This window comes from Campylobacter sp. TTU-622, assembly GCF_016598965.1.
Taxonomy (GTDB): Bacteria; Campylobacterota; Campylobacteria; order Campylobacterales; family Campylobacteraceae; genus Campylobacter_D.
Genome location: NZ_JAENKR010000196.1, coordinates 1 through 723, shown reverse-complemented (window position 1 = coordinate 723; position 723 = coordinate 1). Strand labels below are relative to the sequence as shown.

1 protein-coding gene is annotated in these 723 nt (G+C 26.3%); it reads left to right on the top strand.

Going from position 1 to position 723, the window contains the following annotated elements:
• Positions 1–38: 38 nt before the first annotated feature.
• On the top strand, positions 39–723 hold a 685-nt coding region (locus JG677_RS08440; protein WP_200286195.1), incomplete at its 3' end, for a DUF2920 family protein.

Below are 723 nucleotides of genomic sequence, written 5' to 3'. Positions count from 1 at the left end.
ATTTTTATTATAATACTAAAAAACTAAAAAGATTTACTATGTTAATTAACAAATCCTATAAAATTAATTCTTGTGATGATGTTGAACTTAATATAAAAAGAGAAAGTAAGCTTGAGTATAGACTTACTTTTGATGATAGTAAAGATATAAAAGCTATAGTTTTTATCATAGGTGGTTTTGGAGCTAATGCTAATATATCTTTTTTAGATTTTGATAGAGAATATTTAGCTAAAAATTTTGATGTAGCTGTGGTTAATGTTTTTTATCACTGTTTTTGTGCAAGAAAAAGCATAGATGAAAAATATAATCCAAAAATTATGCCCAATGAACAAGATTTATATCAAATTCAAAAACTTTTATCTAATATAGGTTTATCTCATATTAAAGCGGATGAGAAAAATTATTATAATCTTATTTATCCTGTTATAGAAGAACATATTAAAAAATTAAAAGAAGAAGGAATTATTGAAAAAAATATTAAAGCTTATTTAAGTTGTGATTTAATCCCGCCAAATAACGAATATCAAAACTATGGCATTATGGCAGCAATTGATCATATCAATGCTTTAAAAGATATAGTTAAAAACTATCCTGAATTTGCAAATTTACCTAAAATTTATGGGGGGGGGTCTTATGGTGGATACTTATCCTTACTTATAGCCAAAATTGCTCCTTGGTATGTAGATGGGGTGGTTGATAATTCAGGTTCAGCCTTGCCACCTT